A 26,670-nucleotide genomic window follows, 5' to 3' on the forward strand; every position below is an offset into this window, starting at 1 on the left:
TGGGCGCTATTTTTGTTTCTTTGGAACTCGCACCACGCGGGTATCGGAATAGATGTCGTGCCAGGTGCGTTTCTGCTTGTCGTACAGCGACCAGAGGAATCCGAGCCCTGCGCACAGCCATGAAGCGATCGACACCATGAAGCGCAGCAGCGCCTGCCACAGGCTGATCGCGCTGCCATCGGCGTTCTGTACGCGGATGCCCCACACCTGCATGCCCAGTGTCTGCCCGCCGTGGGTCCAGAACTTGGCGAAGAACGCGAACAGCACCAGCAGCAGCACTGTGGAATACAGTGGGTCACCGTCCATTTTCCCGGCGTCGGTCAATACGCGCAGGCGCTCTTCACCGATGATTGCTGCCTGGATCAACTTGTAGACGAATCCGGTGACGATCAGCAGGGCGGTGCACAACAGGAAATCATAGAACATCGCGGCCAGGCGCCGGCCGAGGCCAACAGCAGGAAAGTCGCCCTGGGGAGTGAGCAGGTTCTTCGACATGGCAGCCTCTGGACGCAAAATGAAGCGCCATTTTACGGATTCGCGCGCACAAAAAAGCCCCTGATATCAATATCAGGGGCTTTTTCGTTACAGAAGATTAACCTTCTGCTTGTACTTCATCAGCCTGCATGCCTTTCTGGCCTTGCACAGCAACGAAGGTCACTTTCTGGCCTTCTTTCAGGCTCTTGAAGCCGTTGCCCTGAATAGCGCGGAAATGCACGAACAGATCCGGACCGCTTTCTGGAGTGATAAAACCAAAACCTTTCTCGTCGTTAAACCACTTGACGGTACCGCTCTGACGTGTCGACATTTCTTATTTCCTTTGACGCATAAATTGATGACAGTCTCTTTCTCATGAAAGAGTACTGGGGCTGGTTGCAGGAGAGTAAGAAGACGTCGAGCGGGATGTAGCTAACTTGTAGGCTACTGCCCAGGTCACGATTCCAAGCTGACCCATGCAAACACAGTGGACAAACTCTACGCCAACTACGGGAGAAAAAACAAGCCCCGCGAAGGCCCCGGTTTTCCTGCCCCTGCTGGCAGTTAGTCAGCCTACTAGTGCGGCTTGGACGAATAGCTTGTTCAAAAGTTTTCGAACGTTATAAGCAAAGTTCATAATCGAATCAGATGTTAGAAAATGCACTTTTTTGTGGCGATTACGTTACACATTAGTGCACGCATAACGCAATCGCGTTACTTATAGAAACAATCAATCAGCCACGATAGTAGCGTTGTGGAACAAATGGCATTTTGCTTACAAGCATTTGCACCTTTTTCCCACGAACGATGGCCCAGACTGGCGTATCCAGGGTGACATAAGCGCTGTCGAGGTAACCCATGGCCAACGGCCCGCCCAGGGTCGGACCAAAGCCACCGCTGCACACGCTGCCGATGATTTCGCCGGCTTCGTTGACGATTTCAGCGCCCTCACGCACCGGTGTGCGTTCCTGCGGCAGCAGGCCGACGCGTTTGCGCGCGACGCCGTTCTGTTGCTGAGCGAAAACTGTCTCTGCCCCAGGGAAGCCACCGGCCCGCGCGCCGTCGGCACGGCGAGGCTTGGAGATCGCCCACAACAGGCTGGCTTCGATCGGCGTGGTCTCGGTGTTCATGTCATGGCCGTAGAGGCACAGGCCGGCTTCCAGGCGCAGGGAGTCACGGGCGCCGAGGCCGATGGCCTGGACTTCCGGTTCGGCGAGCAGCGCGCGGGCGAGTTTTTCTGCGTCGGCGGCGGGTACCGAGATTTCGAAGCCGTCTTCACCGGTGTAGCCCGAGCGGCTGACGAAGCAGTCCACGCCCAGCAATTGCACGCGGTTGAACTGCATGAATGTCATCTTCGCCACCTCTGGCGCAAGACGCGCCAGCACAGTGACCGCAGCCGGACCCTGCAACGCCAGCAGCGCGCGGGCTTCGAACAGCTCTGTAATGGTGCACTGATCGCCGATGTGTTGTTGCAGATGCGCCAGGTCCTGATCCTTGCACGCGGCGTTGACCACCAGGAACAGCTCGTCGTTACCGAGGTTGGCGACCATCAGGTCGTCGAGGATACCGCCGTGGTCATTGGTGAACATCGCGTAGCGCTGCATGCCCACCGGCAGGTCGATGATGTCCACCGGCACCAGGGTTTCCAGGGCCTTGGCGGCATTGGCGCCGGTCAGGCGAATCTGGCCCATGTGCGAGACGTCGAACAGCCCGGCCTGCTCACGGGTGTGCTGGTGTTCCTTCATCACGCCCAGCGGGTATTGCACCGGCATGTCGTAGCCGGCGAACGGCACCATGCGGGCGCCGAGTTCGATATGCAGAGCGTGCAGCGGGGTTTTCGACAGTTGTTCGGTGGACATGCGTGGCTCCTTGAAAGTTTGAGTTTGGGGGCATGGGGCTAGATTTAGATCAAGGTCAAAAGCCCCTCACCCCAGCCCTCTCCCGGAGGGAGAGGGGGCTAAGCGCGGTCCTCTACCACAGGGAGAGGACATAAATCAGCATTCGATAATGTTGACCGCCAGACCGCCGCGGGCGGTCTCTTTGTATTTGCTTTTCATGTCGGCGCCGGTCTGGCGCATGGTGCGGATGACTTTGTCGAGGGAGACGAAGTGTTGCCCGTCGCCGCGCATGGCCATGCGCACCGCGTTGATCGCTTTCACCGAGCCCATGGCGTTGCGCTCGATGCACGGCACCTGCACCAGGCCGCCAATCGGGTCGCAGGTCAGGCCGAGGTTGTGTTCCATGCCGATTTCCGCCGCGTTCTCGACTTGCTGCACGCTGCCGCCAAGGACTTCACACAAGGCACCGGCAGCCATCGAGCACGCCACGCCGACTTCGCCCTGACAGCCGACTTCAGCGCCGGAGATCGAGGCGTTTTCCTTGTACAGAATGCCGATGGCGGCGGCGGTCAGCAGAAAACGCACCACGCCGTCGTCATTCGCACCGGGGATAAAACGCATGTAGTAATGCAGCACTGCCGGGATAATCCCTGCCGCGCCGTTGGTCGGCGCGGTGACCACGCGGCCGCCGTTGGCATTTTCTTCGTTGACGGCGAGGGCGTAGAGGTTGACCCAGTCCAACACCGACAGCGGATCGCGCAGCGCCGATTCCGGGTTCTTGCACAGTTGCCGATGCAGCGCCGCCGCCCGGCGTTTGACCTTCAATCCGCCCGGCAGAATGCCTTCGTTGCGACAGCCAGCGGCGACGCAGTCCTGCATCACTTGCCAGATTTTCAGCAGGCCGGCGCGGGTTTCCGCCTCCGGGCGCCAGGCACTTTCGTTGGTCAGCATCACCTGGCTGATCGACAGACCGTAGGTGGCGCAATGGTCGAGCAAGTCCTTGGCACTTTTGAACGGGAAGGTCAGCGGGGTGGCGTCCTCGACGATGCGGTCAGCGCCGGCGGCATCCTCATCGACGACGAAACCACCGCCCACCGAGTAGTACTCGCGGCTGCGGATCTGAATACCCGCCGCATCGAACGCGCGGAAGATCATGCCGTTGGGGTGAAAGGCCAGCGGCTTGCGGATCATCGCCAGGTGTTCTTTTTCGTTGAACGCAATGCTGTGTTCACCGAGCAGATTCAGCCGGCCATTGCCGCGAATATCCTGCAGGCGCGCGGCGACGGTTTCGGTGTCGACGGTGTCCGGGTGTTCGCCTTCAAGGCCAAGCAGCACGGCTTTATCGCTGCCGTGACCTTTACCGGTGGCGCCGAGGGAACCGTAGAGTTCGACGCGCACGCTGGCGGTGGCCGTCAGCAGGTTTTCACGGCGCAAACCTTCGGCGAAGCGCGCAGCGGCCCGCATCGGGCCGACGGTGTGGGAGCTGGAAGGGCCGATGCCAATCTTGAACAGGTCGAACACGCTTAACGACATGAGTGGTTCTCCGGTTTCTTGTTATAGGGATTGGCGGAATATCAGGCTGAGTACATCCCCTGTAGGAGCTGCCGAAGGCTGCGATCTTTTGATCCTGGTTTTTTAGAAACAAGAGCAAGATCAAGATCAACAGATCGCAGCCTTCGGCAGCTCCTACAGGTAAAGCGATAAAGCGGTCGAGCGGCGGGGCGGACGAACCGCCCCCGTTCTTTTAAGCGTAGCTTTCGATCGACGGGCAGGCGCAGACCAGGTTGCGGTCGCCAAACACGTTGTCGACGCGGCCGACCGGCGGCCAGTATTTGCCTTCGATCAACGACGCCACCGGATACACCGCCTGCTCGCGGCTGTACGGGTGGGTCCATTCGCCGACCAGCTCCGCTGCAGTGTGCGGGGCGTTTTTCAGCGGGTTGTCGTCCTTGTCCAAAGTGCCGTTTTCCACCGCGCGGATTTCCTCGCGGATGCGGATCATGGCGTCGCAGAAGCGGTCCAGTTCTTCCTTGGATTCGCTTTCGGTCGGCTCGATCATCAGCGTGCCGGCGACCGGGAACGACATGGTCGGGGCGTGGAAGCCGAAGTCGATCAGGCGCTTGGCGACGTCATCGACGCTGATGCCGCTGCTGTCTTTCAGTGGACGCAGATCGAGAATGCATTCGTGCGCCACCAGACCGTTGCTGCCGGTGTACAGCACTGGATAGTGCTCTTCCAGACGACGGGAAATATAGTTGGCGTTGAGAATTGCCAGTTGCGAAGCGCGCTTGAGGCCGGCGCCGCCCATCATGCGAATGTACATCCAGGTGATCGGCAGAATGCTCGCGCTGCCGAACGGCGCTGCGCAGACCGCACCTTCCTTGCGTTGCATCTGGCTGTGACCCGGCAGGAACGGGGTCAGGTGCGACTTGACGCCGATCGGGCCGACGCCCGGGCCGCCACCGCCGTGAGGAATGCAGAAAGTCTTGTGCAGGTTCAGGTGGCTGACATCGCCGCCGAACTTGCCCGGTGCACAGAGGCCGACCATCGCGTTCATGTTGGCGCCGTCGATGTACACCTGGCCGCCGTTGTCGTGAATGATGCCGCAGATTTCGCGGATGCCTTCTTCGAACACGCCGTGGGTCGACGGGTAGGTGATCATCAGCGCGGCGAGGTGTTCGCGGTGCTCGATGGCTTTGGCGCGCAGGTCTTCGATGTCGACGTTGCCGCGAGCATCGCACGCGGTCACCACCACGCGCATGCCGGCCATGTTGGCGGTAGCCGGGTTGGTGCCGTGGGCCGACGACGGGATCAGGCAGATGTCGCGGCGCTCGTCGCCACGGCTCTGGTGGTAGGCGCGAATCGCCAAGAGACCTGCGTATTCACCTTGCGAACCGGCGTTCGGTTGCAGCGAGATCGCGTCGTAACCGGTGGCGGCGCAGAGCATCGCTTCCAGTTCATCGGTCAGTTGCTGGTAGCCGGCGCTTTGTGCGGCCGGAGCGAACGGGTGCAGGGCGCCGAATTCGGCCCAGGTCACCGGGATCATTTCGCTGGCGGCGTTGAGCTTCATGGTGCACGAGCCCAGCGGGATCATAGTGCGATCCAGTGCCAGGTCCTTGTCCGCCAGTTTGCGCAGGTAGCGCATCAGCTCGGTTTCCGAGTGATAACGGTTGAATACCGGGTGGCTGAGAATCGGTGACTGACGTACCAGCGCAGCCGGGATGGTGCTTTGTACCGAAGCGGCCAGCGCAGCGAAGTCCGGCAGGGTTTTGCCGTCGGCGAACAGGCCCCAGAGGGTTTCGATGTCAGCCTGGGTGGTGGTTTCGTCCACCGACAGGCCCAGACGCTGAGTGTCGATTACGCGCAGGTTGATCTGTGCAGCGTGCGCCTTGTCGTGCAGCGCGGCAGTCTGTGCGCCAGTGGCGACGGTCAGGGTGTCGAAGAAATGCGTCTGCTCGACTTTCGCGCCCATTGCGCTCAGGCCCTTGGCCAGAATCGCGGTCAGGTGATGCACGCGGTTCGCGATCTGGGTCAGGCCTTTCGGGCCGTGGTACACGGCGTACATGCTGGCGATGTTGGCCAGCAGCACCTGCGCGGTGCAGATGTTCGAGGTGGCCTTCTCGCGGCGGATGTGTTGCTCGCGGGTCTGCATCGCCAGACGCAGGGCCGGCTTGCCGAAACGGTCAACCGAAACACCGACCAGACGGCCCGGCATGTCACGCTTGAACGCATCCTTGGTGGAGAAGTAAGCCGCGTGCGGGCCACCGAAGCCCAGCGGCACGCCGAAGCGTTGCGCTGAACCGATGGCGACGTCCGCACCGAACTCGCCGGGAGCGGTCAGCAAAGTCAGGGCCAGCAGGTCGGCAGCGACGGCCACCAGCGCGTTGGCGGCGTGGAAACGCTCAGTCAGTTCGCGGTAGTCGAACAGATCACCGTTGCTCGCCGGGTATTGCAGCAGCGCGCCGAAGAATGGCGTCACGTCGCTCAGCTCACGCTCATCGCCGACCACCACGTCGATGCCCAGCGGCTCGGCACGGGTGCGCAGCACGTCGAGGGTTTGCGGGTGGCTGTGGATCGAGGCGAAGAACTGGTGGCTGCCCTTGTTCTTGCTCAGGCGTTTGCAGAAGGTCATGGCTTCGGCAGCGGCGGTGGCTTCGTCGAGCAGGGAAGCGTTGGCGATCGGCAGGCCGGTGAGGTCGCTGATCAGGGTCTGGAAGTTCAGCAGCGCTTCGAGACGGCCCTGGGAAATCTCCGGCTGGTACGGGGTGTAAGCGGTGTACCAGGCCGGGTTTTCCAGCAGGTTGCGCAGGATCGGCGACGGCGTGTGGCAGTTGTAGTAGCCCTGGCCGATGTAAGTCTTGAACAGTTGGTTTTTGCCGGCGATGGATTTGATCATCGCCAGCGCATCGGCTTCGCTCAGGCCATCGTCCAGGCCGAGCACGCTGGTGCCCTTGATGCTTTCCGGGATCACGCTGGCGCTCAGCGCTTCGAGCGAGTCGAAACCGAGGCTGTTGAGCATGGCTTGCTCGTCACCGGCGCGCGGGCCGATGTGACGGGCGATGAATTCATTGGCAGTGCCGAGGTTTACTTGGGTCATGTCGCTACTCCTCAGGCTTCGGCTTGGGCTTTGATCAGACGGTCATAGGCGTCCTGATCAAGCAGTTTGCCGACAGCGGCGGCGTCGCTTGGCTGGAAACGGAAGAACCAGCCTTCGCCCAGCGGATCTTCGTTGACCAGTTCCGGAGCATCTTCCAGCGCCGGATTGACCGCCAGAACTTCACCGTCCAGAGGCATGTACACGCCGCTGGCGGCTTTGACCGATTCCACGGTGGCGGCTTCGGCGCCTTTTTCGTAAGCCTGCAGTTCAGGCAGTTGCACGAACACCACGTCGCCTAGGGCGTTCTGCGCGAAAGCGGTGATGCCGACAGTAACGCTGCCGTCAGCTTCGGTGCGCAGCCACTCGTGATCTTCAGTAAAACGCAACTCGCTCATGGAAACTCCTAAGGGGGCCAGACTCGTCTGGTGGACGCGATGGAAGGCTTGGCTAGAAAGCCCTGATTTTATGAGCGGTTACTTAGCAAGAACGCGGCCAAATTGTATTTATCTATATAAATCAAATGGTTATGTGTTTCTGATTGTGGTGGGAATGAGGCCTCTGTAGCGAAATCGCTACAGCTCGGGACGGGGAGAAAAGCTGAAGCGGATCAAAGCCTTGCACAGCGGTGATTGGAGGAGGGTGTAGCGATATCGTTCCGCTGTAGCGCTTTCAGTACAGATGGAGGTCGCTTTTGAACGGATTTCGAATCCGTCACATCACCCTGTGGGAGCTGGCTTGCCAGCGATAGCGGTGGATCAGTCACCATCAATGGTGCATGTGCCGACGTCATCGCTGGCAAGCCAGCTCCCACAGGGGGAATTTACGGTGAATTTAAGACTTGCCCGGAATGCCGTACTTGCGCAGGCGATGGGCGATTGCCGTGTGCGAGGTCTGCAGGCGGCTGGCCAGTTGGCGGGTCGAGGGGTAGCTGACGTAGAGCTTTTCCAGCAGCGCTTTCTCGAAGGATTCGACGGCCTGTTCCAGGCTGTCGACGTCGCTGTCGGTCTGCCGCGCCACTGAGGTGCCGGCGATGTCGAGGTCACCAATGTCGACCAGACTGCTTTCGCAGATCGCCGCCGCGCGGAAGATCACGTTCTGCAATTGGCGCACGTTGCCCGGCCAGCGATTGCCGAGCAGCGCCGGATAGGTGCCGGGGGCGAGGCGGCAGACCGGGCGCTGGATCTGCGCGCAGGCCTGCTGCATGAAGTAACGCGCCAGCAACAGAATGTCCTGACCTCGCTCACGCAGCGGCGGCACTTCGACGTTGAGCACGTTGAGGCGGTAGAACAGGTCTTCGCGGAACAATCCCTCGCTGACCATTTTTTCCAGATCGCGGTGGGTCGCGCTGAGGATCCGCACGTTGACCTTCACCTCTCGATCACCGCCCACCCGGCGGAAGCTGCCGTCATTTAGAAAGCGCAGCAGTTTGGCCTGCAAGTACGGCGACATCTCGCCGATCTCGTCGAGAAAAACCGTGCCTTGGTTCGCCAGTTCCATCAGCCCCGGTTTGCCCCCGCGAGCGGCGCCGGTGAAGGCGCCGGGGGCGTAACCGAACAGCTCGCTCTCGGCGAGGTTTTCCGGCAGCGCCGCGCAGTTCAGCGCGAGAAACGGCGCACTGTGTCGCGCACTGATCGCGTGGCAGGCGCGGGCCACCAGTTCTTTACCGGTGCCGGTTTCGCCTTGAATCAGCAGCGGTGCGTCGAGGGCTGCGACTCGTTGCGCGCGGGCCTTCAGCGTGCGGATCGCCGGGGATTCGCCGAGCAGCGCATCGAAGCCTTCGGCGTGGTCATGGTGCAATGCCGAGAGCTGTTCACCGATGCGGTTTGGCTGATAAAGGGTCAGCAGCGCACCGGCGTCGGTGATCGGCGTGGCGTCGAGCAGCAGGGTCTGGCCGTTGACGGTGATCTCGCGCAGCGGCAGGCGGAAGCCTTGTTCGAGCAGGGCTTCCAGCAGCCCCGGATCGTTGAACAGCTCAGAGACACTTTCCCCCGCCGGTTCACGCCCGTACAACGCAATCAGTGCCGGGTTGGCCAGCAGGACTTTGCCGGCGCTGTCCAGTGCCAGCACTGGATCGGTCATCGCCGCGAGCAACGCGTCGAGCTGCAGGTGCCGACGCTGGCCGGGGAGGATGTCGACCACCACCACGGCCTCCACGCCGCGCACCCGGAACAACGCATCTTTGAGCTCTTCGAGCACTTGCGGGCTCAAGGTCGGCGCGTCGATGTAGACGTTGGGCGGGATCATTTCCACCGCATCCAGATTGAGATTACGTCCACCGAGGATCGCCAGGACTTCCTGGGTGATGCCGACGCGGTCGATGAAGCTGACGTGGATACGCATGGGAGCGGTTCAGTGTTCTGCGATGCGGAGGGGGCAAGTATGCCTTGATGGGGGACTGGGGTGAAATCTTGAGATTGTTGTCGTGCTGGAGATCTACCCCTCACCCCAGCCCTCTCCCCAGAGGGGCGAGGGGGAAAGGGAGCAGATTGGGGGCTTTTCAAAACTTGAGTTCGGCTCGCTATTTCAGGTCGGTGTACCTTGAGCGAGCAACTCGGTCAGTCCCCTCTCCCTCCGGGAGAGGGTCAGGGTGAGGGGGCTTTTGGGGTTACTCGAAATGCTCGGGATTAACCGGATCTCCGGATTGCATATTCAACTTCTGCCGAATGTCCTCAAACATCAGATCGTAATGCTTGTGCACCGAGCCGATCTGGCTGTGAGCCTTTGGAATCCCGTACTTTTCGGCAATCCGTGTCACGTCGCGGGCGAAGTTGTAAGCCTCTTCCTTGGGCAGGAAAAACGCTTCCTTCATGTCCTTGCCCTGCATGTTGCCGTGCAGGGTGAACTGTATCCCTTTGCCTTTTTGCGGATCGGTGAACACTTCATAATCGAGACACAGGTCGTAACTGACGTCATCTGGCGTCAACGCATGTCGCTCGATGTGCAAATGACCGGGGTTGAATATGGCCATGGGTTTCTCCTTCTCAAGGCATGGGAGAAGGGCAGACCCTGGGCCTGCCCCCGGAGTTTCTAATTATCGATAGCTGATACCGGATTTCGCCGTACTGACCCGCGTACCCGCAGTGCCCTGAACGATGGCTTCGATGTCCGCCAGCGAGCCGATCACCGCGACCTTGCCAGTATGGCGCGCGAATTCGCAGGCTGCCTGCACCTTCGGCCCCATGGAGCCGGCGGCGAAACCGAGGCGTTCCAGTTCATCCGGATGCGCCTCGGCGATGGCTTTCTGCGACGGCTTGCCGTAGTCGATGAACGCCGCGTTGACGTCGGTGGCGATCACCAGCAAGTCGGCTTCCAGTTGCTCGGCGAGCAGCGACGAGCACAGATCCTTGTCGATCACCGCCTCGATGCCCTTGAGGTTACGGTTTTCGTCGTACATGGTCGGAATGCCGCCGCCACCGGCGCAAATGACGATGCTGCCCTTGTCCAGCAGCCACTTGATCGGGCGGATTTCGAAGATGCGTTTCGGCCGGGGACTGGCCACCACACGACGGAATTTGTCACCGTCGGCGGCAATCGCCCAGCCTTTCTCGGCGGCGAGTTTTTCCGCTTCGGCCTTGTCGTAGACTGGGCCGATCGGTTTGGTCGGGTTCTGGAAGGCCGGGTCCTTGGCGTCGACTTCAACCTGGGTCAGCAGGGTGGCGAACGGCACTTCGAAGTCCAGCAGGTTACCCAGTTCCTGTTCGATGATGTAGCCGATCATGCCTTCGGTTTCGGCACCGAGCACGTCCAGCGGGTAAGGGGTGACGGAGGTGTAGGCCGCCGCTTGCAACGACAGCAGGCCGACTTGCGGGCCATTGCCGTGGGCGATGACCAGTTGGTTGCCGGGATGGATCTTGGCGATTTGCTCGGTGGCGATGCGGATGTTGGCGCGCTGGTTGTCAGCGGTCATCGGCTCGCCACGACGGAGCAGGGCGTTACCGCCCAGAGCTACGACGATACGCATGGTGCATGTCCTTCTGGAAAACAGTGAAAGCTCGCAGGACGAATGCGGTCCCTGTGGGAGCCGGGCTTGCCCGCGATGGCGGTGGATCAGGCAACATTGTCGCTGTCTGACACACCGCAATCGCTGGCAAGCCAGCTCCCACAGTGACCGTGTCGTGTCAGTGGGAGCTGTATTGGTTTACAGATCAGCCAGGGTCGAGACCAGGATCGCCTTGATCGTGTGCATGCGGTTTTCCGCTTGCTCGAAGGCGATGCAGGCGGGCGACTCGAACACGTCGTCGGTCACCTCGATGCCGTTGGCCAGGTGCGGATACTGTTCGGCGATCTGTTTGCCGACCTTGGTATCGCTGTTGTGGAACGCCGGCAGGCAGTGCATGAACTTGGTGCGCGGGTTGCCGGTGGCTTTCATCAGCTCTTTGTTGACCTGATACGGCAGCAGTTGCTGGATACGCTCGGCCCACGCTTCTACCGGTTCGCCCATCGATACCCAGACGTCGGTGTGGATGAAGTCGACGCCTTTGACCGCGGCTTTCGGGTCTTCGGTGAGGGTGATGCGGGCGCCGGATTCTTCCGCGTATTTCTTGCAGCGATCCACCAGATCGTCATGCGGCCACAGCGCTTTCGGCGCGCAGATGCGCACGTCCATGCCGAGCTTGGCGCCAACCAGCAGCAGCGAGTTGCCCATGTTGTTGCGCGCGTCGCCGAGGTAGGCGTAGCTGATTTCGTGGATCGGTTTGTCAGCGTGTTCACGCATGGTCAGCACGTCGGCGATCATTTGCGTTGGGTGATATTCGTCGGTCAGGCCGTTGAACACCGGGACCCCGGCGAACTTCGCCAGCTCTTCGACGATTTCCTGTTTGAAGCCACGGTACTCGATGGCGTCATACATGCGACCCAGCACGCGGGCCGTGTCTTTCATGCTTTCCTTGTGACCGATCTGCGACGAGTTCGGGTCGATGTAGGTGACGTTGGCGCCTTGGTCATACGCCGCCACTTCGAATGCGCAACGGGTACGGGTCGAGGTTTTTTCGAAGATCAGGGCGATGTTGTTGCCCTTCAGGTGTTGCTGCTCGGTGCCGGTGTACTTGGCGCGTTTCAGATCGCGGGACAGGTCGAGCAGGTAACGCAGCTCACGTGGGGTGTGGTGTTCCAGGCTGAGCAGGTTACGGTTGTGGATGTTAAAAGCCATGATGGATCTCCTTGGGTTTCGGTTATCCCCTTGGCCGCGCTCGATAAGGCGCGGCCAAGGCTCAAAGATTAGTAATCGATTGGGTCACGCACGATCGGGCAGGTCATGCAGTGGCCGCCGCCGCGACCACGACCGAGTTCGCCGGCACTGATGGTGATGACTTCCACGCCCGCCTTGCGCAGCAGGGTGTTGGTGTAGGTGTTGCGGTCGTAGCCGATGACCACGCCCGGTTCCACCGCCACCACGTTGTTGCCGTCGTCCCATTGCTCGCGTTCGGCGGCGAAGCTGTTGCCGCCGGTTTCCACCACGCGCAGTTTCGGCAGGTTCAGGGCTTTGGCCACGGTGTCGAGGAAACTGCCTTCTTCGCGGCGGATGTCGATGCCGCCCTGTTTGCTTTCGTCAGGGCGCAGGGTGAAGGCGACGATCTGGTTGACCACTTCCGGAAAAATCGTCACCAGGTCGCGGTCGCAGAAACTGAACACAGTGTCCAGGTGCATCGCGGCGCGAGACTTCGGCAGGCCGGCGACGATGACTTTTTCCACGGCCTTGTTCTTGAACAGGTTCAGCGCCAGTTGGCCGATGGCCTGACGCGATGAGCGTTCGCCCATACCGATCAACACCACGCCGTTGCCGATCGGCATCACGTCGCCGCCTTCAAGGGTCGAGCTGCCATGGTCCTTGTCCGGGTCGCCGTACCAGATCTCGAAATCGGCGTTGGTGAACTGCGGGTGGAATTTGTAGATGGCGGTGGTCAGCAGGGTTTCCTGACGTCGCGCCGGCCAGTACATCGGGTTCAGCGTCACGCCGCCGTAGATCCAGCAAGTGGTGTCGCGGGTGAACTGGGTGTTGGGCAGCGGCGGCAGGATGAAGCTGGAGTGGCCGAGGAAGTCGCGGAACATCTGGATGGTCTTGCCACCGAAGCTGTCCGGCAGATCATCGGCCGACACGCCGCCGATCAGGTATTCGGCGATGTGCCGCGGCTCGAGGCTCTTCAGCCAGGATTTCACTTCGCTGATCAGGCCCAGGCCCACCGAGTCGGCGGTGACCTTGCGCTCGAGGATCCAGTCCAGCGCTTCGGGGATGGCGACGATGTCGGTCAGCAGGTTGTGCATTTCCAGCACTTCAATCCCGCGTTCACGCATCTTGGTCACGAAGTCGAAGTGGTCACGCTTGGCCTGGGCCACCCACAGCACGTCGTCGAACAGCAGTTCATCGCAGTTGTTCGGGGTCAGGCGCTGATGGGCCAGACCTGGGGAGCAAACCATGACTTTGCGCAGTTTGCCGGCTTCGGAATGGACGCCGTACTTAACTTTTTCCGTGGTCATTGCAGTGATCCTCCAGATTACAAATCAAGGGTTACAAGGTCAGGAAGCCGTCGTAGAGGCCGTAGGCTGCCACCAGGGCACCCACGATCACTGCGGCGAAAATCAGCTTCTCGACGTTAGTGAAAATCGGTTGTTTGAGTTCCAGCTTGGCCTTGGCGAACAGGATCGCGCCGGGTGCGTAGAGCAGGGCCGAGAGCAGCAGATACTTGACCCCACCGGCATACAGCAGCCACACCGCGTAGATCAGCGCGATGCCGCCGATAATCAGGTCCTTGCGACGCTCGGCGGCAAAACCCTCGTAGGTTTCACCGCGCACTGCCAGCAGCAGGGCATAGGCCGCCGACCACAGGTACGGCACCAGAATCATCGAGGTGGCGAGGTAGATCAGCGACAGGTAAGTGCTGGCCGAGAACAGGGTGATGATCAGGAACAGCTGGACCATCGCGTTGGTCAGCCACAGGGCGTTGACCGGTACGTGGTTGGCGTTCTCGCGGCGCAGGAACTCCGGCATGGTGTGGTCTTTGGCGGCGGCGAACATGATCTCCGCGCACAACAGCACCCACGACAGCAGCGCCCCCAGCAGCGAGATGATCAGCCCGACGCTGATCAGCACCGCGCCCCAGTGACCGACCACGTGTTCCAGCACGGCGGCCATCGACGGGTTCTGCAGTTTGGCCAGTTCCGGCTGAGTCATGATGCCCAGCGACAGCACGTTGACCAGCACCAGGAACAGCAGCACGGTGATGAAACCGATGACGGTGGCTTTACCCACGTCCGAGCGTTTTTCCGCCCGTGCCGAGAAGATGCTCGCGCCCTCGATGCCGATGAACACCCACACGGTGACCAGCATCATGTTGCGCACCTGGTTCATCACGCTGCCCAGATCCGGGTTTTTCACACCCCAGATGTCGGCGGTGAAGATGTCCAGTTTGAAAGCGAAGATCGCGATCAGCACGAACAGCAGCAGCGGCACGACCTTGGCGACGGTGGTCACGAGGTTGATGAACGCCGCTTCCTTGATCCCGCGCAGCACCAGAAAGTGCACGGCCCACAGCAGCACCGAGGCGCCAATCACCGCAGCCACCGTGTTGCCTTCGCCGAAAACCGGAAAGAAATACCCGAGGGTGCTGAACAACAGAACAAAGTAGCCGACGTTGCCCAGCCAGGCACTGATCCAGTAGCCCCAGGCGGACGAGAAACCCATGTAGTCGCCAAAACCGGCCTTGGCGTAGGCGTAGACACCGCCGTCCAGGTCAGGCTTGCGATTGGCGAGGGTCTGAAAGACAAAAGCGAGGGTGAGCATGCCGACAGCGGTGATGGCCCAACCGATCAGCACCGCGCCGACGTCGGCGCTGGCGGCCATGTTTTGTGGCAAAGAGAATATCCCGCCACCGATCATTGATCCGACTACCAAGGCAACCAGTGCACCTAGTCGTAGTTTTCCGGGAGCTTCAGACATTGCATGACTCCATTGCAGGAGAGAAGAGTTCACAGCGTAATGCTGTTGTCTGTTCAAACAGCTGACTTGGATCAGTTCATGGCCACATTCCATTGTTAATGAATGACTTATGAAACAACTGAAGGCATAACGCTATCGTCTGGAATGCCCGTCCTAGAGGCCTTTGCCTGTTGTGGTTGGGAATTGGTCTTATTACTTTCGAATTATCACGCTAGTTGTTTTTCAGCTTTTGGCAAATTTTCAGCATCTGTTTTCAGTACAGAATTGATTTATTAGGATTCGCGCACAAAACTGTCTTAGCGTGCTAGGCGTTAGCGTCAGTCGCTATATATAAACGGGTGTTAGTCGGCATTACCTGATAAACGACATCTGGCATTAGCCGTTTAGTTAATAGTTGTTACAAATGAATTAAGGGAGACTGGAATGTCGCAACCGACGCAAAAGCTGCGACTGGGTGCGTTGATCGCCCTGGTGGTGGGTTCGATGATTGGCGGGGGGATTTTTTCCCTGCCGCAGAACATGGCGGCCCGCGCCGATGCCGGGGCGATCCTGATCGGCTGGGGGATCACCGCCATCGGCATGCTGACCCTGGCGTTCGTGTTCCAGACCCTGGCCAACCGCAAGCCCGAGCTGGACTCCGGGGTCTACGCCTACGCCAAGGCCGGATTCGGCGACTACATGGGCTTTTCCTCAGCCTGGGGTTACTGGATCAGCGCGTGGCTGGGCAACGTCGGTTATTTTGTTCTGCTGTTCAGCACCCTCGGCTACTTCTTCCCGGTATTCGGCCAGGGCAATACGCCGATCGCCATCGGCTGCGCCTCGGTGCTGTTGTGGGCTGTGCATTTTCTGGTGATGCGCGGGATCAAGGAAGCGGCATTTATCAATCAGGTGACCACGGTCGCCAAAATCGTGCCGCTGATCATGTTCATTGTGATTGCCGCCGTGGCGTTCAAGGCCGACATCTTCACCCGCGACATCTGGGGCCGCAGCAACCCGAGCTTCGGCGGAGTGATGGATCAGGTGCGCAACATGATGCTGGTGACGGTGTTCGTGTTCATCGGCATCGAGGGCGCCAGCGTGTATTCGGCACGGGCGGAGAAACGCAGCGATGTCGGTCGCGCTACGGTGATCGGTTTTCTTGGCGTGCTGGCGCTGCTGGTGCTGGTCAACGTGCTGTCGCTGGGGATCATGAGTCAGCCGGAACTGGCGACCCTGCAGAACCCGTCGCTGGCGGCGGTGCTGGAACACATCGTCGGGCCATGGGGCGCGTTGTTGATCAGCATCGGTCTGGCGGTTTCCCTGCTCGGCGCATTGCTGTCGTGGGCGCTGCTCTGCGCCGAAATTCTCTTCGCCACGGCCCGGGACAAGACCATGCCGGCGTTTCTGAAAAAGGAAAACGCCAATCATGTGCCGGTCAATGCGCTGTGGCTGACCAACGTGATGATTCAGATTTTCCTGCTGATCACGCTGTTCTCGGCGGGCACGTACACCAGTCTGATTTATCTGGCGTCGTCGATGATTCTGGTGCCGTATTTGTGGTCGGCGGCATACGCGGTGTTGCTCAGCGGACGTGGCGAAACCTACGAACATGCCTCGGCCGAACGTACCAAGGATCTGCTGATTGGCGGCATCGCCCTGTGCTACGCGGTGTGGTTGTTGTATGCCGGCGGGGTGAAATACCTGCTGCTGTCGGCGCTGCTGTATGCGCCGGGGGTGGTGCTGTTCGCCAAGGCCAAGCATGAGCAGGGCGAGCCGCTGTTCACCACGGTGGAGAAGGGCATTTTTGCCTGCGTGCTGATCGGCGCGGGGCTGGCGGCGTATGGCTTGTACAGCGGTGTGCTGTCGCTGTGAGGCTGACGCTGGCTTATCAGCCGCCCTATGACTGGGACGCGATGCTCGGGTTTCTTGCGGCGCGGGCGGTGGTCGGAATGGAAACCGTGGTGGATGGCATTTACTCGCGCAGCATCGGCCTGCGCGGGGTGCAGGGTACGGTGTCGGTGTGGGCGGGCGCGGGTGATGCGCTGGAAGTCGAGCTGGATTGTCCTGATCCGGCCGTTGTGCCGGAGATCATTCAGCGTTTGCGCCGGATGTTTGATCTGGATACCGATCTGGCATTGATGCATCGGCATCTGGCGAATGATCCGCTGCTCGCACCCTTGATTGCCGAACGCCCGGGGCTGCGGGTGCCGGGGGCGTGGGACGGTCTGGAGCTGGCGTTTCGGGCGGTGCTGGGGCAGCAGATTACCGTGGTGGCAGCGATTCGCCTGGCGGGCAAACTGCTTGCGCACTATGGCGCGCCCTTGCGCTCGAAGGTGCCGGGCCTGACGCATGTGTTTCCCGAGGCCGGTGTGTTGGCGACGGCGGACCTGGCGGCGCTGGGCATGCCGAAAAGTCGCGGGCGAACGTTATCGGGTCTGGCGCAAGCACTACTGGATGATCCGCTGCTGTTCGAGCCGGGGCGCGCGGGCGGCGTGGCGCGGCTGCTGGCGTTGCACGGGATTGGCGAGTGGACGGCGCAGTACATCGCATTGCGGCAGTTGCGCGATATGGACGGCTTTCCCTATGGCGATGTCGGCTTGCTGCGGGCGCTGGAGGTGCTGGAAGGTGTGCGACCTGCGGCGCGGGAACTGGCGGATCGGGCTGAGGCCTGGCGGCCTTATCGCGGGTATGCGGCGCAGGTGTTGTGGACGTCTTTGAGCCGGGCTGACTGATCAATATTGTGTGCTGGTCGGACAGGCCCCATCGCTGGCAAGCCAGCTCCCACAGTGTCTGTGTCGAGCACAGAGTGTGTGAACACCTCTGAACCTGTGGGAGCTGGCTTGCCAGCGAAGAGGCCTGCATGGTTCACCAGAACGGGCGATGTGAACCCAATTCGCTGGCCGGCAACGCCCAGTGCAGCGGCGTCCCGCTGATTGTCACCGGCGCCAGTAATCGATGCGCCGGCCCCCAGGGTGTCTGCTCCACCTGCGGTTTTTGATCCTGCGCATCTTCAGCCCGCAACGCCTCGTTCGACCCCGGCCCGTGCTCGATCAACAGCCTGGCGGTACGCGCCAGTGACAAGCGCGCCGAGCCTCCCCGGCCCGTCTGCAATCGCTCCGTCAGAAGCTGTATCGCACTGGCCGCCATCAAATACCCGGTGCCGTGATCCAGCCCCTGCACCGGCAACGGCGTCGGTTTATCGGCATGCTTCCAGCGCTGCCCGGCCTCGGCGATGCCGCTGCTCATCTGCACCAGGCTGTCGAAGCCACGACGGTTCTGCCACGGGCCGCTCCAGCCGTAGGCGTTGAGGCAGACGTCGATCAAACCCGGCGCCAGTTGTCGGCGGCGTTCGGCGCCAAAACCGAGATGTTCCAGGGCATCGGCGCGGTAGCCGTGCACGAGAATGTCGGCGTCCTTCAACAGGTTTTCGAACACTGCACGATCGGCCGGCTGCTGCAGATCCAGTCGCGCACAGCGTTTGCCCAGGGTCATGTCCGGGATGACGCCCGGCTCGTTCCAGCTCGGCGGATCAATGCGCAGCACATTGGCGCCCAGACCCGCGAGAAAACGGCTGGCGGTGGGACCGGCGAGTACGCGGGTCAGGTCCAGCACCTTGAGCCCGGCCAGCGGTTGCTCCACCGAGCCTTGCCATGGTTTGAGTGTTTCGTCCTGATCGGCGCTGAAATGCACCAACGGCTCGGCATTCACCGCCAACCCCTGCGGATGCTGCTGCCATTGCGCCCAGCTGCGCATTTCGGCAGCGCAGCCGTTGGCCTCGACCACCGCCTGTTCCAGATCGGTGCTGCGCCATTGCGCGACTTTCGCCGCCATCGTGGTGCGATCGACGCAGGCACCGAGCACGCGCTCAGCCGCGGCGCGGTGATGCGGGGCGTTGGTGTGCAGGCGGATCCAGCCGTCTTCGGTTGCGTAGTCGCCGGCAATCGGATCCCACAGCGGCGGGATGTCCCAGCCGATCGGTCGCAACGAGGTGGCAAACCAGAACGAGGCCAGACGCCGATCAACTTCCACGGCGGGCAGGCGCCCGGTCTGTTGCTGGAGCAGTTCGCTGACGGCCTGACCGGCAGCGGCGATGCTGGCGCAGGCCAGGTCGCTGACGGCGAACGCCGAGGGCAGTGCGCCACTGGCGGTGAACGGAATCGGCGTGTTGGGCAAGCCGAGTGCGGCTTGAATGGACGTGAGTAAATCAGTCATCGAAGGCCCTCCGGGAGAGAGGGCGATGATAGTGCAAAATAATCTCGAGGCAGATGAAATCCCCGAACAACGAACACTGCCCCCTGTGGGAGCTGGCTTGCCAGCGATGGCGGTGTGTCAGTCACTCATGTACTGATTGATTCACCGTCATCGCTGGCAAGCCAGCTCCCACAAGGGGACTGTGGTGATTTTCAGACGCGGAACTGATCCATCAGCTTCATCTGCTGGCTCGCCAGGGCATTGAGCTGACTGCTGATCGCCGCCGATTCAGTGGCCTGTTCGGTCAGCGTTTCAGTCACGGTACGAATCGCCGAGACATTGCGGTTGACCTCTTCGGCCACGGCGCTCTGCTGTTCGGCGGCGCTGGCGATCTGCAGGTTCATGTCGCTGATCACGGTGACCGCGTCGCTGATCTTGCCCAGCGCGTCCACGGCCTGACGGATCTGCCCGGCGTTGTTGTGCGCCTGAGTCTGGCTCGAATGCATGGTGGCAACCACGCCACGGGTGCCGGTCTGGATGCGTTCGATCACCACGCGAATTTCTTCCACCGAATCCTGAGTGCGCTTGGCAAGGTTGCGCACCTCGTCCGCCACTACGGCAAATCCGCGACCGCTTTCGCCGGCGCGGGCGGCTTCGATGGCGGCATTGAGCGCCAGCAGGTTGGTCTGTTCGGCGATGCTGCGGATTACCTCCAGCACCGAACCGATCTGCTCGCTGTTGACTGCCAGCGCTTCGACTTCGGTCACCGCTTTGCTGACTTCATCGGCCAGTTGATTGATGTCGCGGGTGCTGCGCTCGATGATCGACATGCCGTCCTTGGCCGACTGGTCGGCGCCCTTGGCGGCGTTGGCCGCGTTCGACGCGCTGTTGGCGACGTCGTGGGCGGTGGCGCTCATTTCGTTGGACGCGGTGGCGACCTGATCGATTTCGCGGAACTGCACCTGCATGCCTTCGCTGGTCTGGCGGGCGATTTCCGAAGACTGATCGGCAGTGCCACGCGCTTCGGTGATGCTCTGTTTGATCTGGGCGATGGTCGGTTGCAGCTTGTCGAGGAAACGGTTGAACCAGTTCACCAGTTCGCCCAGTTCATCCTTCTTGCTGTAGTTCAGGCGCTGGGTCAGATCGCCTTCACCGCTGGCGATGTTCTTCAGCATTTCGGCGACATTGTTGATCGGGCGGGTGACACCGGAGGCGGTCAGCCAGATCAGCAGCAAGCCAATCAAACCGGCAACCGCAGCCACCGCCAAGGCGGTGAGCACACCGGTTTCCTGCGCATCGTCGAGCACCGCTTGCAGCTTGACCGAGTCGGCCAGCAGCACCTGTTTCGGCAGGTCGATGACCACGCCCCAGGCCCGCGAATTGCCAATCGGATCGACCGGATACACCGCGCGAATCAGCTCGCCCTGTTCGAGAATCTTCGGCGTGCCGCTGCTGACCAGTTGCAACAGGTCCTTGCCGTCGTCGCCGAGGGTATCGCTGATCTTTTTGCCGACCCTGGTCGCGTCGGAACTGTCGGCAGCGAGCACGCCGCTGCCGGAGACGATCAGCATGTGCCCGGCGTTGTTGAACAGGTTGCGCTGCGACTCCACGGCCGCCGCTTGCAGGGCATCGAGGGCGATGTCGACCCCGACCACACCGATGGCCTTGCCGTCGACAATCAGCGGCACGGAAATGGTGGTCATCAACATTTCCTTGTTGCCCACGGTGTCGGCATACGGGTCGAGCAGGCAGGTGCGCTTGTTGTCGCGAGGGCAGGTGTACCAGCTGTTGTACGGCGTGCCGCTGACGCTGAGGGTGGTCTTGGTCATGTCTTCTTCGACCATGATCGTGTTCAGCGCCGAACCGGCGGCACGGCTCCAGTAAGTCGCAAAGCGCCCGGCTTCGTTGGATTGACGCGCGGCATCGTTGACGAACTCGCTGTCCTTGCCGTCGAGGCCGTTGGGTTCGAAGGCGAGCCAGATGCCGAGCACCTTGTCGTTGCGCTCGAACGCGGTTTTCAGGCTCTGGTTCAACTCTTCACGCAGGGCGCCGGCGTCCAGCGAACGCTTGGCGGCCAGCACGCGCATGTCCTTGATCTGATCGGCTAGCGCGGTGATCACCGTCAGGCTTTCGCCAAAGGTTTTCTGCACCCGCACCGCCTGCTCGGCCGCCTTGGCCTGCAACAGATTCTGCACACTGGCAGTGAGCAGTTGGTTGCTGGAGTTGCTGACCAGTTCGTCGTTCTGGTTGGTCTGGTAAATGTTCATGCCGACGATCAGCGCAACCACACCCAGCAGGCACAGGCCGGAGAGCAGGACGATTTTCAGGCGAATGGAGAGAGAGTCGAACATGGGGCGATCTCGTGAATGAATGAGCAGGTGGCCACGGGATGAACTACCCGGTTCGCCAAATCCATTCAGCGCCATGCATTGCTCATCGGCGCGCGGCGAAACTGCATGAGGTACTTGCCGACGAACGGTCAGCGCTAAACGTTTGCGCAGGGGAATGTGCTGAAAAGGCGATTAATTACAGGGAAGTTTCAGCCTGATGAACGCCGAAGAGATGATGAGGCTGTTGTGGCGAGGGAGCTTGCTCCCGCTGGAGTGCGCAGCGCTCCCCAGCATTCTCACTGACCCACCGCATGCGGAGGTTTTGCGACGGCTTCGCCGCCGAGCGGGAGCAAGCTCCCTCGCCACAGGGGGATCTGTGAGTCAGGAAGAGGCGATGGTTTCCGGCCGCGACCAGATCCACAGATTGCCCAGACTCATCCCGGCAATCGCCAGATACACCGGCCAGCCGTGATCGAGCATCACCAGCATCAGCGTCGCGCACAGCAGCATGCTGACGGTGGCGCTGACCTTGGCCTTGCGCGCGATGATCTTGCCGTTGCGCCAGTTGCTCAGGATCGGCCCGAACAGTCGATGATTTTCCAGCCAGGCACTCAGGCGCGGCGAGCTGCGGGTCGCGGCCCAGGCGGCGAGCAGGATGAACTCGGTGGTCGGCAGACCGGGTACGACGATGGCGATCAGGCCAATGCCGAGGCTGACGTAGGCCAGCAGGCCGAACAGCAGGCGGGCGAGTTTGGAGGAGGCGGGTTGCGGCATGGGCTCGGCGGTTGCTTCTGAAGCGGGACGGGAATCTTACAAGCTTACACAGTTCCCCTGTAGGAGCTGCCGCAGGCTGCGATCTGTTGATGTTGTTTTCAAGATCAACAGATCGCAGCCTGCGGCAGCTCCTACAAGGGGATTTGTGTGGTGTCAGGCCGGTTCGGCTTCGGTGGCGTAAGCCTGTTCCAGCAGCACGGTGAAGCGGTTGAACGCGTCGATCGCGCCTTGCTCGACTTCAGCTTCCTCTTCGGCAGTGAACTGCAGCGAATCAAGGGTGCGCACGAAGCTTTTCCAGCCTTCAGCACGGCCGCCTTCAGGCTCACCCAGGTGGCGCGCGCCGAAGGTTTCGCTCAGCTCCAGCGCCACCGCGCGTTTGATCAGGAATGCCGCGCCCAGCTTCGAACCTTCGGAAACGAAGATCCAGCCGAGGGCACGGGCCTTGCTCGGGTTTTTCAGCGCGCCGGCCACGGGTGCCGGGATGTCGGTGTCGAGATCTGCGAGGTCAGCCTTGGCCGCATCCGCGCGGCATCGGGCCGGCAGATCCGGGACGATGGCAGTCAGTTCGGCGTTGTTGTAGAGGTCAACCAGCTCCGCCTGGAACAGGTACTGCGCGACCACGAAACGCGCGAAGTTGGCGCGGGTTTCGAACGGCGCGTGGGCCTTGACCAGCGCATCGAGTTTGCTGTGCGGCTCGTGGGTGATCTGGTTCAGACGTTGTGAACGCAGGGCTTTTTCCGAAGTGGTCATGGGAGGTCCTTGATAAAAGAGGCGCTTGCTAACGAGACGAACAAGAAGACGTGCGAGCGTAAAAAAACCTCACTGCGCAATGCGCATGCATGCGCAGTGAGGTCGGCCCGGGTCAGATGTCCCAGATCAGGTTGATCGCGAAGTTGCGGCCCGGTTGGGTCAGGCGGTCGAGGTTGGCCGGGCTGATGACCGAAGCCTCGCCCACACCGTCGTAACCGCGTACGTCATCCCACAGCCAGTATTTCTTGTCGGTCAGGTTATAAATGCCGCCGCTGACGGTGACGTCATCGGTAACCTTGTAATAACCGGCCAGGTCGAGAATGCCGAAGCCCGGCGATTTGAACTGGCTGCTGACGCCGTCCGGCGACTTGAATTGCGTGTCGTCGACGCGATCCTTCTTCTTCACCACGGTCCAGCTCAGCAGGCCACCGTAGTTGTCCTGGTCGTAACCCAGGCCGAACACGCCGGTCAGCGGGTTGACGCTGTTGAGCGGCTCGCCGGTGTCGTTGTTGCGACCGTAGGCGTAAGCGATCGAGCCTTGGGTGTAGAGGCCTTGCGGCGCGCCGAACGCATCGAGGTTCAGACGACCTTTGACTTCGGCGCCCTTGATGGTCGCGTGCTTGATGTTGCTCGACTGGAAGGTCAGCTCGTCATAGCCGGGAGTAACGGCGTCTTCGTTGATGAAATCGCGGTACTTGTTATAGAACACCGCCACATCGAACGAGCCTTGCTCGAAGTTGCCGCGCAGACCGGTTTCATAGCTTTTGCTTTTCTCCGGTTCGAGGTTCGGGTTCGGCGCCACGTTGTAGCCGGTGGTGCTGTTTTCGAAGCGCCCGTACAGCGCTTTGGCGGTTGGCGTGCGGAAACCTTCGGCGTACTGGCCGTACCAGGTATAGTTATCGGTCAGGGCGTAGGTCAGGCCGAATTTGGGCGAGACTTTGTGCCAGGTCTTGTTCTCGTCGCTGACCGTGCCGTTGCCATCGGCGGCCACGGTGTTGAGGAATTCCTGGGTGATGTGCGGCTTGAGCTGGGTGTAGTCGTAGCGCAGGCCCGGCAGGAAGGTCCACTTGTTCCAGCTGATCTGATCCTGGGCGAACAGGCTGTAGGTGTTGATGGTCGGGTCCGGGAAGTCGCTGGATTTTTTCAGCACGTCTGCCGCGCTGGTGGCGCCGATGGCGGTGCAGCCACGGCCGACTGCCAGGCACTTGCCGTCGCCGCTGCGCGAGCCGGTGACCTTCTGCTGCTTGATCGTGGTGCCGTAGGTCAGCACGTGATCGGTGTCACCGATGGCGAAGGCCTTGTCCAGTTGCGCATCGAATACCCACTGTTTTTCCTCGTAGATTGTGTCGCGAGTGCGCAGCACTTTACGGGTCATCGGGTAGTAGAACTCCTCGGTGCTCTGGTCAGTCTTGGCGACCTGATGGTTGAGGCTCCACTTCACGTTATCCGCCAGCAGGCTGTCGAGGGCAAAGCTGTGTTCGAGGCCGAAACGTTCACGGGTGATGGTGTCGTTGCCGGTGCGCCACTGGTACATGCCGCCGGGCAGTACGCTGTTGGGGATGGTCGGGGCGCCATTGAAGTACGGGCCGCCGTAGGCACTTTTCTGATCGGTGTCGCGATCGTCCTTGTACTTCTCGTAGGTCAGGCCCAGACGCGAATCTTCGTTGTAGTTCCAGCCGATCTTCGCCAGAACGTTGGTGGCCTTGACGTCTTCCGGGTTGGCGGCGGTGCGCGCCAGGCCAGTGCCGTTGTTGCTGCCGTAGGAATCGGTTTCGTGACCGTCGCGCTGGCTGAAGTGCAGCAAGCCGTCGAACTGCTCGGCACGACCGGCAACGGTGGCGGATTTCAGCCAGCTCTCATCGGCGGAGCTGTAACCGGTTTTGAGGCGAGCGCCGACGTCTTTGCCGGGCTTGATGATGTCGTCCGGGTCGAGCGTGTAGTAGCTGACGGCGCCGCCAATGGCGTTGCTGCCGTACAGCACCGAGGCCGGGCCACGGAGGATTTCCACGCGTTTGACGATTTCCGGGTCGACGTAATTGCGCTGGGTCTTGGCGTACGGGCCGTTGAAGAAACCGTCCGGCACTTCGACGCCGTCGACCTGCGTCAGGATGCGGTCGCCGTCGATGCCGCGGATGTTATAGCCGCTGATACCGCCACGCTGGCCGGCGCCGCCGACGGACACGCCCGGCTCGTAGCGCACCAGATCCTTGATGGTGTTGACGTTGTTGCGGTCCAGATCCTGACGGGTCTGCACGGTGACGGTGGCCGGCACGCTGTTGACCGATTGTTCCTGGCGGGTGGCGCTGATGGTCACCTGATCCAGATTGAGCGTGCCGCTGTTATTGCGCTTTTCCAGCACCACGTTGTTGTTGCTCAGCTTGCGGAAGCTCAGGTTGGTCCCCACCAACAGGCGCTCCAGGGCTTTTTCCGGCGGCAGCGAACCGCGCACGCCCGGCGACGAAACACCCTGACCCAGTTCTGCCGGCAAGCCGACCTGCCAGCCGGTCACGCTGGTAAAGGCATTGAGCGCCGACACCAGCGGTTGCTGGCCGATCGAGAACGAATAATCACCCATGTTGCGCGCCGGTTGTTCGGTGGCAGCCATCAGCGGTGCGGTGCCGGCCATGAGGATGGCGGCCGTCAGCAACGACAGTACGCGGGAAGGGGAAGCAGTCTGGCGGGTAAGGCGAGAGGACATCGATAGCGCTCCGTGTCGCACGAATCTTTATAGGTGCTGATTCGCGTCAGAAGATGCGAATTAATTGCATTGGCTATAACGAGACGAACGGGCTTTCGCTATCGAGTAAAAATAATTCTCATTTAGTTCAAAATCACCAGCGCGGGGAATTCCTGCAGGCGCGCCGAGGTGATGTGAGCGAGGGAACGCACGACGTCCAGCGGCTGGTCGAGACGGTAATTGCCGGTGACGTTGACGTCGGCCAACTGTTCGTTGGTGTTGATGATCCAGCCCGGGTAGTAGCGGCGCAGTTCGGCCAGCACCTTGTCGAGCGGACAGTTCTCGAAAATCAACCGGCCCTGGACCCAGGCAAGATCGGTTGCTGTATCCAGTTTGGCCGGATGATCGAAACCATTGGGACCGATGCGAATGCTTTCTCCGGCGGACAAGCGCACCCGCGCGTCGTTGTGCGTGGCGCGCAGATCGACATCGCCGCGCTGCACATTGACCTGCGCGACGCCGTCCAGATAACGCACGGCGAACGCGGTGTCGCGCACGCTGGCCTGTACCGGGCCGGCATCGATTTCCAGCGGTTGACCACGGTTGCTGGCCACCTCGAAAAACGCTTCGCCCTGATACAGCCGCGCCACGCGCTGGCGCTCGTTGATGGTGCTGGAGAATGCCGAATTGGTGTTGAGCAGCACCCTGGAGCCGTCCTCCAGTTGCAGACGCTGGCGCTCGCCGACCACGGTCAGGTGATCGGCCTGCAGGCGCATCGGCAGATTGCTGAAACTGAACAGGCCCAGAATCAGCACCGCAGCAGTCGCCAACGGTTTCCAGTGCGGACGCAACCGCTTGAGGACGGTGACTTTCGCCGGTTTCGCCGCGAGGCTCTGCGCACATTGCACCACTTGCGGCCCATCCCAGATCGCCTGCGCCTTGGCGAACGCCTCGGCATTCAACGGATCGGCCGCCAGCCAGGCGTGAAACTGCCGGGTCTGCTCGTCGTCCGCACTGCCGAGCACGATGAGCCAGTCCAGAGCCTGGTCCATTGCACTTGCAGCGTCCTGCGCCGTTGCGGGCGAAGGCGAGCGGTGGGTGTCCGTCACGGTGTGTCCTCGGCAGTG

20 protein-coding genes and 1 pseudogene are annotated in these 26,670 nt (G+C 61.2%); 2 read left to right on the forward strand and 19 right to left on the reverse strand.

Annotation, left to right across the window (positions count from 1 at the left end):
* Positions 1–6: 6 nt before the first annotated feature.
* The 12 genes from ACU680_RS02200 to arcD (ACU680_RS02255) form a co-directional block, all read right to left on the reverse strand.
* Entirely contained in the window at positions 7–495 is a 489-nt protein-coding gene (locus ACU680_RS02200) for an RDD family protein (RefSeq protein WP_448178537.1), read from the reverse strand.
* Positions 496–592: 97 nt separating this feature from the next.
* On the reverse strand, positions 593–805 hold the full coding sequence (locus tag ACU680_RS02205) for a cold-shock protein (protein WP_003237709.1): 213 nt from the start codon (positions 803–805) through the stop codon (positions 593–595).
* Positions 806–1,208: 403 nt separating this feature from the next.
* Positions 1,209–2,333 (reverse strand): glycine cleavage system aminomethyltransferase GcvT, encoded by a 1,125-nt coding sequence (gene gcvT, locus ACU680_RS02210; protein WP_448178538.1) that lies wholly within the window; start codon positions 2,331–2,333, stop codon positions 1,209–1,211.
* 135 nt (positions 2,334–2,468) lie between these two features.
* Positions 2,469–3,845, reverse strand: coding sequence for an L-serine ammonia-lyase (locus ACU680_RS02215; RefSeq protein WP_448178539.1), 1,377 nt, complete (start codon positions 3,843–3,845; stop codon positions 2,469–2,471).
* Positions 3,846–4,056: 211 nt separating this feature from the next.
* Positions 4,057–6,909, reverse strand: coding sequence for an aminomethyl-transferring glycine dehydrogenase (gene gcvP, locus ACU680_RS02220; RefSeq protein ID WP_448178540.1), 2,853 nt, complete (start codon positions 6,907–6,909; stop codon positions 4,057–4,059).
* Positions 6,910–6,920: 11 nt separating this feature from the next.
* The gene (gene gcvH, locus ACU680_RS02225; RefSeq protein ID WP_064391754.1) at positions 6,921–7,304 is read right to left on the reverse strand and encodes a glycine cleavage system protein GcvH; all 384 of its coding nucleotides are present in this window, start codon (positions 7,302–7,304) and stop codon (positions 6,921–6,923) included.
* A 436-nt stretch (positions 7,305–7,740) separates the two neighbouring features.
* A complete protein-coding gene (gene gcsR, locus ACU680_RS02230; RefSeq protein WP_448178541.1) occupies positions 7,741–9,249 on the reverse strand; it encodes a transcriptional regulator GcsR in 1,509 nt (502 codons plus the stop codon).
* A 265-nt stretch (positions 9,250–9,514) separates the two neighbouring features.
* On the reverse strand, positions 9,515–9,877 hold the full coding sequence (locus ACU680_RS02235) for a DUF5064 family protein (RefSeq protein WP_041068604.1): 363 nt from the start codon (positions 9,875–9,877) through the stop codon (positions 9,515–9,517).
* 63 nt (positions 9,878–9,940) lie between these two features.
* Positions 9,941–10,870: a carbamate kinase gene (arcC, locus tag ACU680_RS02240; protein ID WP_448178542.1), complete on the reverse strand. Its 930-nt coding sequence runs from the start codon at positions 10,868–10,870 to the stop codon at positions 9,941–9,943.
* Between the two features lie 177 nt (positions 10,871–11,047).
* Entirely contained in the window at positions 11,048–12,058 is a 1,011-nt protein-coding gene (locus ACU680_RS02245) for an ornithine carbamoyltransferase (protein ID WP_003227481.1), read from the reverse strand.
* A 68-nt stretch (positions 12,059–12,126) separates the two neighbouring features.
* Entirely contained in the window at positions 12,127–13,383 is a 1,257-nt protein-coding gene (gene arcA, locus ACU680_RS02250; RefSeq protein ID WP_007969294.1) for an arginine deiminase, read from the reverse strand.
* Positions 13,384–13,414: 31 nt separating this feature from the next.
* Complete coding sequence (arcD, locus tag ACU680_RS02255; RefSeq protein WP_400763855.1) at positions 13,415–14,842, reverse strand: arginine-ornithine antiporter; 1,428 nt, start codon at positions 14,840–14,842, stop codon at positions 13,415–13,417.
* Between the two features lie 423 nt (positions 14,843–15,265).
* Here arcD (ACU680_RS02255) and arcD (ACU680_RS02260) point away from each other — a divergent pair, with 423 nt between their 5' ends.
* Both arcD (ACU680_RS02260) and ACU680_RS02265 read left to right on the forward strand, forming a co-directional pair.
* Positions 15,266–16,693 (forward strand): arginine-ornithine antiporter, encoded by a 1,428-nt coding sequence (arcD, locus tag ACU680_RS02260; RefSeq protein WP_007969298.1) that lies wholly within the window; start codon positions 15,266–15,268, stop codon positions 16,691–16,693.
* The gene (locus ACU680_RS02265) at positions 16,690–17,553 is read left to right on the forward strand and encodes a DNA-3-methyladenine glycosylase family protein (RefSeq protein ID WP_448178543.1); all 864 of its coding nucleotides are present in this window, start codon (positions 16,690–16,692) and stop codon (positions 17,551–17,553) included. Before arcD (ACU680_RS02260) ends, ACU680_RS02265 begins: the two co-directional genes overlap by 4 nt.
* 133 nt (positions 17,554–17,686) lie before the next feature.
* Here the strand turns inward: ACU680_RS02265 and ACU680_RS02270 are convergent, their stop codons facing one another.
* The 7 genes and pseudogenes from ACU680_RS02270 to ACU680_RS02300 form a co-directional block, all read right to left on the reverse strand.
* Entirely contained in the window at positions 17,687–19,033 is a 1,347-nt protein-coding gene (locus ACU680_RS02270; RefSeq protein ID WP_448178544.1) for a CoA transferase, read from the reverse strand.
* A 191-nt stretch (positions 19,034–19,224) separates the two neighbouring features.
* The gene (locus ACU680_RS02275) at positions 19,225–19,980 is read right to left on the reverse strand and encodes a methyl-accepting chemotaxis protein (RefSeq protein ID WP_371919311.1); all 756 of its coding nucleotides are present in this window, start codon (positions 19,978–19,980) and stop codon (positions 19,225–19,227) included.
* 102 nt (positions 19,981–20,082) lie between these two features.
* Positions 20,083–21,438: pseudogene (locus tag ACU680_RS02280) on the reverse strand (methyl-accepting chemotaxis protein); the annotation flags it as partial.
* Positions 21,439–21,723: 285 nt separating this feature from the next.
* Complete coding sequence (locus ACU680_RS02285; protein ID WP_007969302.1) at positions 21,724–22,116, reverse strand: YbaN family protein; 393 nt, start codon at positions 22,114–22,116, stop codon at positions 21,724–21,726.
* Positions 22,117–22,269: 153 nt separating this feature from the next.
* The gene (locus ACU680_RS02290) at positions 22,270–22,866 is read right to left on the reverse strand and encodes a biliverdin-producing heme oxygenase (protein ID WP_448178545.1); all 597 of its coding nucleotides are present in this window, start codon (positions 22,864–22,866) and stop codon (positions 22,270–22,272) included.
* 112 nt (positions 22,867–22,978) lie between these two features.
* On the reverse strand, positions 22,979–25,564 hold the full coding sequence (locus ACU680_RS02295) for a TonB-dependent receptor (protein WP_448178546.1): 2,586 nt from the start codon (positions 25,562–25,564) through the stop codon (positions 22,979–22,981).
* A 122-nt stretch (positions 25,565–25,686) separates the two neighbouring features.
* Positions 25,687–26,652: a FecR family protein gene (locus tag ACU680_RS02300; protein WP_448178547.1), complete on the reverse strand. Its 966-nt coding sequence runs from the start codon at positions 26,650–26,652 to the stop codon at positions 25,687–25,689.
* Positions 26,653–26,670: the final 18 nt, after the last annotated feature.

The organism is Pseudomonas sp. LF020 (assembly GCF_053456425.1).

Excerpts from the sequence above, each read along its gene's own strand:
- ACU680_RS02245 (WP_003227481.1), bottom strand. The coding sequence starts at position 12,058 with ATGGCTTTTAACATCCACAACCGTAACCTGCTCAGCCTGGAACACCAC.
- ACU680_RS02235 (WP_041068604.1), bottom strand. The coding sequence starts at position 9,877 with ATGGCCATATTCAACCCCGGTCATTTGCACATCGAGCGACATGCGTTG.
- ACU680_RS02205 (WP_003237709.1), bottom strand. The coding sequence starts at position 805 with ATGTCGACACGTCAGAGCGGTACCGTCAAGTGGTTTAACGACGAGAAA.
- ACU680_RS02290 (WP_448178545.1), bottom strand. The coding sequence starts at position 22,866 with ATGACCACTTCGGAAAAAGCCCTGCGTTCACAACGTCTGAACCAGATC.
- arcD (WP_007969298.1), top strand. The coding sequence starts at position 15,266 with ATGTCGCAACCGACGCAAAAGCTGCGACTGGGTGCGTTGATCGCCCTG.
- gcvP (WP_448178540.1), bottom strand. The coding sequence starts at position 6,909 with ATGACCCAAGTAAACCTCGGCACTGCCAATGAATTCATCGCCCGTCAC.
- ACU680_RS02270 (WP_448178544.1), bottom strand. The coding sequence starts at position 19,033 with ATGACTGATTTACTCACGTCCATTCAAGCCGCACTCGGCTTGCCCAAC.
- gcsR (WP_448178541.1), bottom strand. The coding sequence starts at position 9,249 with ATGCGTATCCACGTCAGCTTCATCGACCGCGTCGGCATCACCCAGGAA.
- ACU680_RS02200 (WP_448178537.1), bottom strand. The coding sequence starts at position 495 with ATGTCGAAGAACCTGCTCACTCCCCAGGGCGACTTTCCTGCTGTTGGC.
- arcD (WP_400763855.1), bottom strand. The coding sequence starts at position 14,842 with ATGTCTGAAGCTCCCGGAAAACTACGACTAGGTGCACTGGTTGCCTTG.
- arcA (WP_007969294.1), bottom strand. The coding sequence starts at position 13,383 with ATGACCACGGAAAAAGTTAAGTACGGCGTCCATTCCGAAGCCGGCAAA.
- ACU680_RS02215 (WP_448178539.1), bottom strand. The coding sequence starts at position 3,845 with ATGTCGTTAAGCGTGTTCGACCTGTTCAAGATTGGCATCGGCCCTTCC.
- ACU680_RS02285 (WP_007969302.1), bottom strand. The coding sequence starts at position 22,116 with ATGCCGCAACCCGCCTCCTCCAAACTCGCCCGCCTGCTGTTCGGCCTG.
- arcC (WP_448178542.1), bottom strand. The coding sequence starts at position 10,870 with ATGCGTATCGTCGTAGCTCTGGGCGGTAACGCCCTGCTCCGTCGTGGC.
- ACU680_RS02275 (WP_371919311.1), bottom strand. The coding sequence starts at position 19,980 with ATGCAGGTGCAGTTCCGCGAAATCGATCAGGTCGCCACCGCGTCCAAC.
- gcvT (WP_448178538.1), bottom strand. The coding sequence starts at position 2,333 with ATGTCCACCGAACAACTGTCGAAAACCCCGCTGCACGCTCTGCATATC.
- gcvH (WP_064391754.1), bottom strand. The coding sequence starts at position 7,304 with ATGAGCGAGTTGCGTTTTACTGAAGATCACGAGTGGCTGCGCACCGAA.
- ACU680_RS02295 (WP_448178546.1), bottom strand. The coding sequence starts at position 25,564 with ATGTCCTCTCGCCTTACCCGCCAGACTGCTTCCCCTTCCCGCGTACTG.